This is a genomic window from Polaromonas sp., assembly GCF_029945895.1.
GTDB lineage: Bacteria > Pseudomonadota > Gammaproteobacteria > Burkholderiales > Burkholderiaceae_C > Polaromonas.
In genome coordinates, this window is record NZ_JAQSDL010000109.1 from 1 (window position 1) to 8,183 (window position 8,183).

At 65.6% G+C, this 8,183-nt stretch carries 7 protein-coding genes and 1 pseudogene; 5 read left to right on the plus strand and 3 right to left on the minus strand.

Translation table 11 applies throughout. From position 1 onward, the window contains the following. From PSV33_RS17015 to PSV33_RS17025, 3 genes and pseudogenes are all read left to right on the plus strand, one after another. Positions 1 to 174, plus strand: a pseudogene (locus PSV33_RS17015) (PLP-dependent aminotransferase family protein); the annotation flags it as partial. Between the two features lie 118 nt (positions 175 to 292). Further along, on the plus strand, positions 293 to 823 hold the full coding sequence (locus PSV33_RS17020) for a GNAT family N-acetyltransferase (protein WP_300563507.1): 531 nt from the start codon (positions 293 to 295) through the stop codon (positions 821 to 823). Between the two features lie 14 nt (positions 824 to 837). Continuing rightward, positions 838 to 1,251: a low affinity iron permease family protein gene (locus PSV33_RS17025; RefSeq protein ID WP_300563509.1), complete on the plus strand. Its 414-nt coding sequence runs from the start codon at positions 838 to 840 to the stop codon at positions 1,249 to 1,251. Positions 1,252 to 1,301: 50 nt separating this feature from the next. Here PSV33_RS17025 and PSV33_RS17030 read toward each other — a convergent pair whose 3' ends face one another. Continuing rightward, a complete protein-coding gene (locus tag PSV33_RS17030; RefSeq protein ID WP_300563511.1) occupies positions 1,302 to 2,996 on the minus strand; it encodes a phospholipase D family protein in 1,695 nt (564 codons plus the stop codon). A gap of 134 nt (positions 2,997 to 3,130) precedes the next feature. After that, complete coding sequence (locus PSV33_RS17035) at positions 3,131 to 5,056, minus strand: ATP-binding cassette domain-containing protein (RefSeq protein WP_300563513.1); 1,926 nt, start codon at positions 5,054 to 5,056, stop codon at positions 3,131 to 3,133. Between the two features lie 142 nt (positions 5,057 to 5,198). Between PSV33_RS17035 and PSV33_RS17040 the strand changes: the two genes are divergently transcribed. Next, positions 5,199 to 5,678 carry a (2Fe-2S)-binding protein gene (locus tag PSV33_RS17040; protein WP_300519842.1) on the plus strand — a complete coding sequence of 160 codons (480 nt, stop codon included), beginning with the start codon at positions 5,199 to 5,201 and terminating at the stop codon, positions 5,676 to 5,678. Continuing rightward, on the plus strand, positions 5,675 to 7,945 hold the full coding sequence (locus PSV33_RS17045; RefSeq protein ID WP_300563515.1) for a molybdopterin cofactor-binding domain-containing protein: 2,271 nt from the start codon (positions 5,675 to 5,677) through the stop codon (positions 7,943 to 7,945). The genes PSV33_RS17040 and PSV33_RS17045 overlap by 4 nt, the downstream gene beginning before the upstream one ends. 52 nt (positions 7,946 to 7,997) lie before the next feature. On the opposite strand, the gene PSV33_RS17050 is transcribed toward PSV33_RS17045, so the two are convergent. Then, positions 7,998 to 8,183: hypothetical protein (locus PSV33_RS17050; protein WP_300563517.1), on the minus strand; the 186-nt coding region annotated here is incomplete at its 5' end.

The following is an 8,183-nucleotide window of genomic DNA, read 5'->3' on the forward strand; positions in this document are numbered from 1 at the left end:
GTGGACACCGACGCGCTGGCGCAGCGCATGCTCGACGAGGGCTACCTGATCGCGCCCGGCGCGCTGTTTCACGCGGTGCGCAAGCCCAGCACCCTGATGCGCATCAACTTTGCGACCACCCAGGAGGCGGCGTTCTGGAAGGTGTTCGCGCGGCTGCGGGACAGCATGAAGTGAGCGGTCTTCCGGTTTTCATGTGTTTTTGGTCGCTATCCCTTGTTGGGCGAGCGCATGCAGCTATTGAATCAATAGCAATTTCGGCTTCCCGGGCGGGTGCGAGGAAAGCTTGGCCGCCATGCTGATTGCGCAGCTCCGGCCCGTCCATGCGCCCGACTACCGGGCGCTCATGCTCGAGGCTTATGCCCTGCACCCCGAAGCCTTCAGCTCCAGCGTCGCCGAGCGCGCTGCCCTGCCGCTGCCCTGGTGGCAGTTGCGGCTCAGCGAAGAGCCGCTTGCCGCCGAGCGGGTACTCGGTGTTTTTCAGGACGACCGGCTCGCCGGCGTCGCCGGTCTGTCGTTCGAATCGCGCGAGAAGTTGCGCCACAAGGCCACCCTCTTCGGCATGTACGTGCCCGACCGGTTCCGCCAGCAGGGACTGGGGCGGCGGCTGGTGCAGGCCGTGCTGGCGCAGGCGGCCGAGCGACCGGGGGTGCGCCTGGTCCAGCTCACCGTCACGCAGGGGAACGAAGCTGCCCGCGCCTTGTATGAAAGCTGCGGCTTTGTTGCCTATGGTGTCGAGCCCTTTGCCGTCGCCGCAGGTCCGGCCTACGTCTCCAAGATCCACATGTGGTGCAACATCGGGTTTCCCGATGCCAGCCTTTTCTGACCTGGGAACAACTGATGGCAAGCAAGAACAACTGGTATTCCAACGCGGCCAAGGCGGCTTCGCGCTACGCCGGCCGACCGGCCACCTTCTTCATGGCGCTGCTGGTGATCCTTGCCTGGATCGTCACCGGCCCGCTGTTCGGCTTCAGCGATACCTGGCAGCTGGTGATCAACACCGGCACCACCATCATCACCTTCCTGATGGTTTTCCTGATCCAGAACTCGCAGAACCGCGACACCGAGGCGATCCAGATCAAGCTCGACGAACTCATACGTGCGACCCAGGGCGCGCATAACGCGCTGCTCGATCTCGAGGAGTTGAACGAAGAGTCCCTGGATGCCTTCCGCACCCGCTACGGCGCGCTGGCTGCCGCCGCACGCAAGGGCTTGCGCGATGGGATGCGGGATACCGACACGCCGGAGGCCTGAGGGAGCTGATGAGCTGAGGGGAGTGTCCCCGGCCGTTCTGCTCGGGACGCTCAAAGCATCTCGTCAGGCGCCAGCGGTCCAATCAGCGTGAGCATGAGCTTGAGCCCCAGGCTCGCATCCGGCTCCGTGCGGGAGTCTTTCAGCTCCGACCCTTCAGGCGCGCGCCAGACGAGCTGGCCGTCCTGCAACTCGACCTTGTAGGCGCCCCTGGCGAGTGCCGGTTCAATCAGGCGGGTGGTGTCGGCCGAGAGCTTGCGGCTGCGGATCACCAGCGCCACCTCGCTGTTCTGCAACTGGGAGCGCAGGTCCAGGTTCATGGACCCGATCACCAGCAGGCTGTCGTCCAGCACCACGATCTTGGCATGCAGGCTGGCGCGCGAGCCGCCGGCCGAGCCGGTACTGCCGAGGGAGCTGAAACCGCTCAGGGTGCCTTCCTGCTCGGCGCGCATTTCATACAGTTCAATGCCCAGGCCCAGCAGTTCCTTGCGGTAACGGGCATAGCCCACATGGGCAGCGGGCGCGTCGTTGGACGCCAGCGAGTTGGTCAGCACCCGGATGCGCACGCCTTTTTGACGGATGGCCGCGAGCTGGTCCATCATGCGCCGGCCCGGTACAAAGTAGGGTGAGACGATGAGCAGGTCGCTTTTGGCCTCGGCCATCAGCTGCAGCAGGCCGTCGACCGTGGTGTCCTGCGACGCCTGCACGTCATCGGCGTCGGCGGCGATCTTGGAGGCCTTGTCGACCAGCAGCGTCGACGGCGCCCAGGTCCATTCAAGCAATGCGAGGTTGGTGCTGTCGGGCAGGGGCTCGGCCACACTGACCGAGCCGTCGAGCGCGGTGACCTTGCGCACGGCGGACTTCGCCGGTTTGGCTGGCGCGCCGCCGGTGGCATTGGCGCCTGCGGCAGCACTGGTTTCACCGTTGACCGGCGCGGCCACCGCTGCTGCTGCAGCGGGGGGCGGCTTCATGGCTTCCAGCTGCGCGGCGGTCATCAGCGACTGTACCGGGTAGGCCAGCGGGTTGTTCCAGTACAGGTCAAAGCTGCGCGAGAGTTCGCGCACGATCCGTCCGGCCGCCAGCACGTCGGCATCAATGAAGTTGGTGGACTCGCCCTGGCCGAAATAGGTCTCGCCGAGGTTGCGCCCGCCGGTGATGGCGACGGCGTTGTCGGCGACAAAAATCTTGTTGTGCATGCGCCGCTGGAGTCGGTCCATGTCCTTCAGCGCCCCGAGGATGCGGAAAAACAGCGACCCGCGCCCGCCAGGCAGGGGATTGAACAGGCGCAGTTCGATGTTTCTTTCAAAGGCGAGTTTGAGCACCTGGGCGTTTTTTCCGGCCGTGTTGAAGTCGTCAAGCAAAATGCGGATGCGCACGCCGCGGGCGGCGGCGGCGCGCAGGGCATCAAACATCCGCAGCGTGGTTTCGTCGGCATGGATCGCGTAATACTGGATGTCCAGCGTTTTCTGCGCGGCGTTGATCAGCGCCATGCGGCTGGTGAAGGCCAGTTCGGCGCTGTTGACCAGTGCAAAACCCGAATCATTGTGGGTTTCCGCCTGGAGGGCGCGGGCTTGCACGGCCCGGCCTATGCGGGTTTCTGTCGGGTCGGCCAGGGCCGACGAGACCGGCCGGTCCACCTCGCTGGGCAGGGAGGCGCAGCCGGTCAGCCACGCGCCCAGCACCAGCGCAGCAAGCCAGCGCCAGGGGGCAACAAACAGGCGGGTGGGCGGCGGCGTACGTGGGGGCATGGAAACAGTTCTGGACAATGCAGCCACTGTAGCGCAGGCCGCTGTTTCGAAGTGGGCCGAACGCACCGACACCGCCGCGAAATCCTGTAGGTGTTTTACCCGACCCCGCAGGCGGCCAGGCGCCAGGCGGCCCGCTAGCTGGAGAGGATCTCCCAGCGCTGCAGCGCCTCGGTCAGCTCTTCCTCGATTTTCGTGTTGCGGGCGTTCAGTTCGGCCGCGCGTTTGGCGTTGCTCGTGTACAGCGTGCCGTCAAACAGCTCCTGCTCGATCGCTTTCTGCTGCGACTCCAGTTGCTGGATCAAGGCCGGAAGCCCGTCGAGTTCGCGCTGCTCCTTGTAGCTCAGCTTCTTTTTTGATAGCTGCTCGCGCACGTCCTTATTGGGCTCCGGCGCGTTTTTGCTTGTGTTTTTGGCGCTGGACGGGGCCGGGGTTTTGCCGCTGCCGGCGAGCTGCGCCGCCCGTTTCGACTGGGTGAGCCAATCCGTCACACCGCCTTCGTACTCGCGCCAGAAGCCCGGGTTCTCCGGCGTGCCTTCATAGGCAATCGTGCTGGTGACCACGTTGTCGAGGAAGCGCCGGTCGTGGCTGACCAGAAAGACGGTGCCTTCGTAGTTCTGCAGCAGGTCTTCCAGCAGCTCCAGCGTGTCGATGTCCAGGTCGTTGGTCGGCTCGTCAAGCACCAGCACATTGGCGGGCCGGGCAAACAGGCGCGCGAGCAGCAGGCGGTTGCGCTCGCCGCCCGAGAGCGTGCGTACCGGCGAGTTGGCGCGTGCCGGGGAGAACAGGAAGTCGCTCAGGTAACTCTTGACGTGTTTTTTCTGGCCGTTGATCTCGACCCACTCACTGCCCGGGCTGATGAAGTCTTCCAGCGTCGCGTCCAGGTCCAGCGCGTCGCGCATCTGGTCGAAGTAGGCCACCTGCAGGTTCGCGCCCTGGCGGATCTTGCCGGGGGGCAGGGTCACGTCGGGCTGCAACTCGCCCAGGATCAGCTTGAGCAGCGTGGTTTTGCCGGCGCCGTTCGGACCCAGCAGACCGACCTTGTCGCCGCGCAGCAGCGTGCCGGTGAATTGGTTGACGATGATTTTTTCGGCCCCCGGGTGGCCGAAGCTTTTGGAGACGTCGGTGAGCTCGGCCACGATCTTGCCGCTTTTTTCGCCGCTGGAGACGTCGAGGTTGACGCGGCCGACCGCGTCACGCCGCGCCGCGCGGTTGTCGCGCAGGGCTTCGAGCCGGCCGATGCGCGCCACGCTGCGGGTGCGGCGTGCTTCCACGCCCTTGCGGATCCACACTTCTTCCTGCGCCAGCAGCTTGTCGGCCTTGGCGTTGATGACGGCCTCCTGGGCCATCTGCTCTTCCTTTTGCACCAGGTACTGCGCAAAGTTGCCGGGGTAGCTCAGCAGCTTGCCGCGGTCCAGCTCGACGATCACCGTGGCCACCTGGTCCAGGAAGGCCCGGTCGTGGGTGATGGTGATGATGCTGCCGTTGAAGTTGACCAGCAGTTCCTCCAGCCAGGCGATCGAGTCGAGGTCCAGGTGGTTGGTCGGCTCGTCGAGCAGCAGCACGTCGGGTTTGGCGACCAGCGCCTGGGCCAGCGCCACGCGCTTTTTGGTGCCGCCCGAGAGCGAACCGACGATGGCATCCTTGTCCAGGTGCAGGCGGTGCAGGGTTTCCTCGACACGCTGCTCCCAGTTCCAGCCGTCCAGCGCCTCGATTTCCGACTGCAGGGCGTCCAGGTCGGTGTGTTCGTCGGCTGCCAGATACATCTCTACCACGTGCCTGGTCCTTGCCAGTCCTGCGCTGGCAGCTATGAAAACAGTAGCATGCGGGTCCAGGCTGGGCTCTTGCGGCACGTAGGCGATGCGCAGGTTCTGCTGCAGCTGCAGCGTGCCGTCATCGGGCTTTTCCAGGCCCGCGAGGATTTTGAGCAGGGACGATTTGCCGGTGCCGTTGCGGCCGATCAGGCCGATGCGCTGGTTCGGTTCCAGCGAGAAATCTGCGTGATCCAGCAGTGCGACGTGCCCAAAAGCGAGTTGAGCGTCAAGAAGTGTAATTAATGCCATGTTGTCAGGGATTATCCGGGTGCGCCATTTCGCATGCTGGTTTCCGGGCTTTGGGAGATCGGGGCCGGATGGCTATAGTGCAATGGACATCAGCGGCGGGCCGCCGCTTGCGCCGTGCCTGCCCGACACCACCGGACGTTTTATGGAACTACAAATCAACGGCCAGTCCGTGCAGGTGGACGCCGACCCGGCCATGCCTTTGCTGTGGGTGCTGCGCGATCTGCTCAACATGACCGGCACCAAGTTCGGCTGCGGCGTGGCGGCCTGCGGGGCGTGTACCGTGCGGGTGGACGGGCAGGCGGTGCGCTCTTGTGTCACCCCCGTGGCCACTGTGGCCGGCAAGCGCATCCAGACCATCGAGGCGCTGGGCACCCCGGCCAAACCACATGCCCTGCAACGCGCCTGGATCGCCGAGCAGGTGCCGCAATGCGGCTACTGCCAGTCGGGCATGCTGATGGCGGCGGCGGCCCTGCTCGACAAGACGCCCAGACCGACAGACGCCGACATTGATGCCGCCATGACCAACATCTGTCGCTGTGGAACTTACCAGCGCGTCCGTCTGGCGATCAAGCGGGCCGCAGACATGGGCGTGGTCCGGGCTCCCGTGAAGAGGCGCGCATGAAAAGAAGGACCTGGCTGCTCACTGCGGCGGGTGCCTCCGGTGCCCTGATCGTCGGCTGGGGTGCGCTGCCGCCGCGCGCGCGCACCGGTTCTGGCCGGCTCTGGCAGCCTGCCGAAGGGGAGGTGGCGCTCAACGGCTGGATCAAGATCACCACCGATGGTTCGGTGGTGCTGGCCATGCCGCGCAGCGAGATGGGCCAGGGCGTGCACACCGCCCTGCCCATGCTGGTGGCCGAAGAGCTGGATGTGCCGCTGTCGCGGGTCCATCTGGAGCAGGCCGGCGCCGACAGCATTTACGGCAATGTCGCGATGCTGGTCGGCAGCCTGCCTTTTCATCCCTTCGAGCTCGAAAACCGCCCGTTCAAGGTCCAGGCGGGCGAGTGGGTGGTTCGCAAACTGGCCCGTGAGCTGGGTATCAACGCCACCGGCGGATCCAGCAGTGTGGCCGACGCCTGGCTGGTGCTGCGCACGGCGGCCGCCACGGCGCGCGCCTCCCTGCTGGGCGCGGCTTCGCTGCAGTGGCGCCTGCCGGTGGCCGAGTTCACGGTCAGCAAGGGCGTGATCTCTCACCCGTCGGGCAAATCCGCGCATTACGGTGAGCTGGCCCGCTTTGCCGCCGCCACGCCGCCGGGCAGCGTGACGCTCAAGGCGCGCGAGAACTGGACGATCATTGGCCGGAATGCAGCGCGCAAGGACATTCCCGCCAAGGTCGATGGCACGGCCCGCTTCGGGCTTGATGTGCGTTTGCCCGGGATGCTGTACGCGGCGCTCCGCCTGTGTCCGATGCTGGGCGGTGCACCGGGCGCGATCGATGTGAACGCGGCGCTGGCCATGCCCGGGGTGGAGCGCCTGGTGCGCCTGCCGCCTTTTGCCGGTTCCACTGCGGGCTTTGCCGTCGTTGGGAAAAGCTGGTGGCAGTGCCAGCAGGCGGCGCAGGCGGTGCCGGTGGACTGGCATCAGCGCCCGGCCGGCGCGCTTGACTCGCGCCAGATTGCGATAGAGCTGGAGGCCGCGCTGCAGGGGAAAAATGGAGAAGAGGGCTTCACCTTCTACGAGAAGGGGTCCGCGGACCAGGCCGAGGCGGGCGCCGCCCGCAAGCTGGAGGCGGTGTACCGCGCGCCCTATCTGGCGCACGCCGCGCTGGAGCCGATGAACTGCACGGCGCAGGTCAAGGGCGGCAAGGTCTTTCTCTGGGTGCCGACCCAGGTGCCGCAGATGGGCGCGGCGATCGCGGCGCGGGTGGCCGGCGTGGCGGTGGAAGATGTCAGCGTCATCGTCACCCTGCTGGGCGGCGGTTTTGGCCGCCGGCTGGAGGTGGACTACGTCGCCCAAGCCGTCCGGGTGGCCATGGAGTGCGGCGGTCGGCCGGTGCAGCTGATCTGGTCCCGCGAAGAAGACACCACCCACGACTTTTACCGGCCCATGCATGTGGCCAGGCTGGTCGCGGCGGTGGACGCCCAGGGCCAGCCTGTCAGCCTTCGCATCCGGTCGGCCGGCGACGCCATCAGCCCGCGCTGGATGGAGCGCGGTCTGCCCATGCTGGCCGGCCCCGTTGACACGCCCGACAAAACCACGGCCGAGGGCCTGTTTGACCTGCCTTACGGCTTTGCCCACCAGCACATGTCGCATGTGGCCACCCGCAAAAGCGTCCCTGTCGGCTTCTGGCGCTCCGTAGGGCACTCGCACAATGCCTTTTTCTCCGAAAGTTTTATCGACGAACTGGCGGTTGCGTTGCAGCAGGACCCGCTGGCAATGCGCCGGTTTCTGCTCAAGGATGCGCCGCGCTACCTGGCGGTGCTGGAACTGGCCGCGACCCAGGCCGCATGGGGTGGAAAACTGCCCCCGGGTCGGGCCAGGGGCATCGCGCTGCATGAGTCTTTTGGCTCCATCGTGGCGCAGGTCGCCGAGGTCTCGCTGGTCAACGGCCAGCCGCGGGTACACCGGGTGGTGTGTGCCATGGACTGCGGTACCGTGGTCAACCCGGGCATCGTCGCCCAGCAAATGGAAAGTGCCGTGGTGTTTGCGCTGACGGCCGCCTTGTATGGCAAGGTGGACATCCACGCCGGCGTGGTGCAGCAGAAGAACTTCTCCGACTACCGGATGCTCCAGCTGGCGCAGGTGCCCCTGGTCCAGACCCATCTGGTGGCCAGTACCCGACCTCCTGGGGGTGTGGGCGAGCCGGGTGTGCCGCCGCTCGCGCCCGCCGTGTCCAACGCCCTGTTTGCACTGACCGGAACGAGATTGCGGTCCCTGCCGCTGGTCCTCTAGTACCGCCCGACATGGCGGCATGCTGTGGGGGGGGGATAGCTTGAGGCCAGGGTCACGAGCTGCGCTTTGCACATTTTTTCTCGCACCCGCCAGAAAACAGTGCTATAGTCGATGGCTCTGCTGATGAAACAGCGACTCGCCAAAGGCGGTTCTGGTCAGAAGGCAGAAACAAAAAAAGCTTCAAAAAAAGTTTGACTGTGATGAAAAATCCGGTATATAATTTGAGGCTCAGCTGATT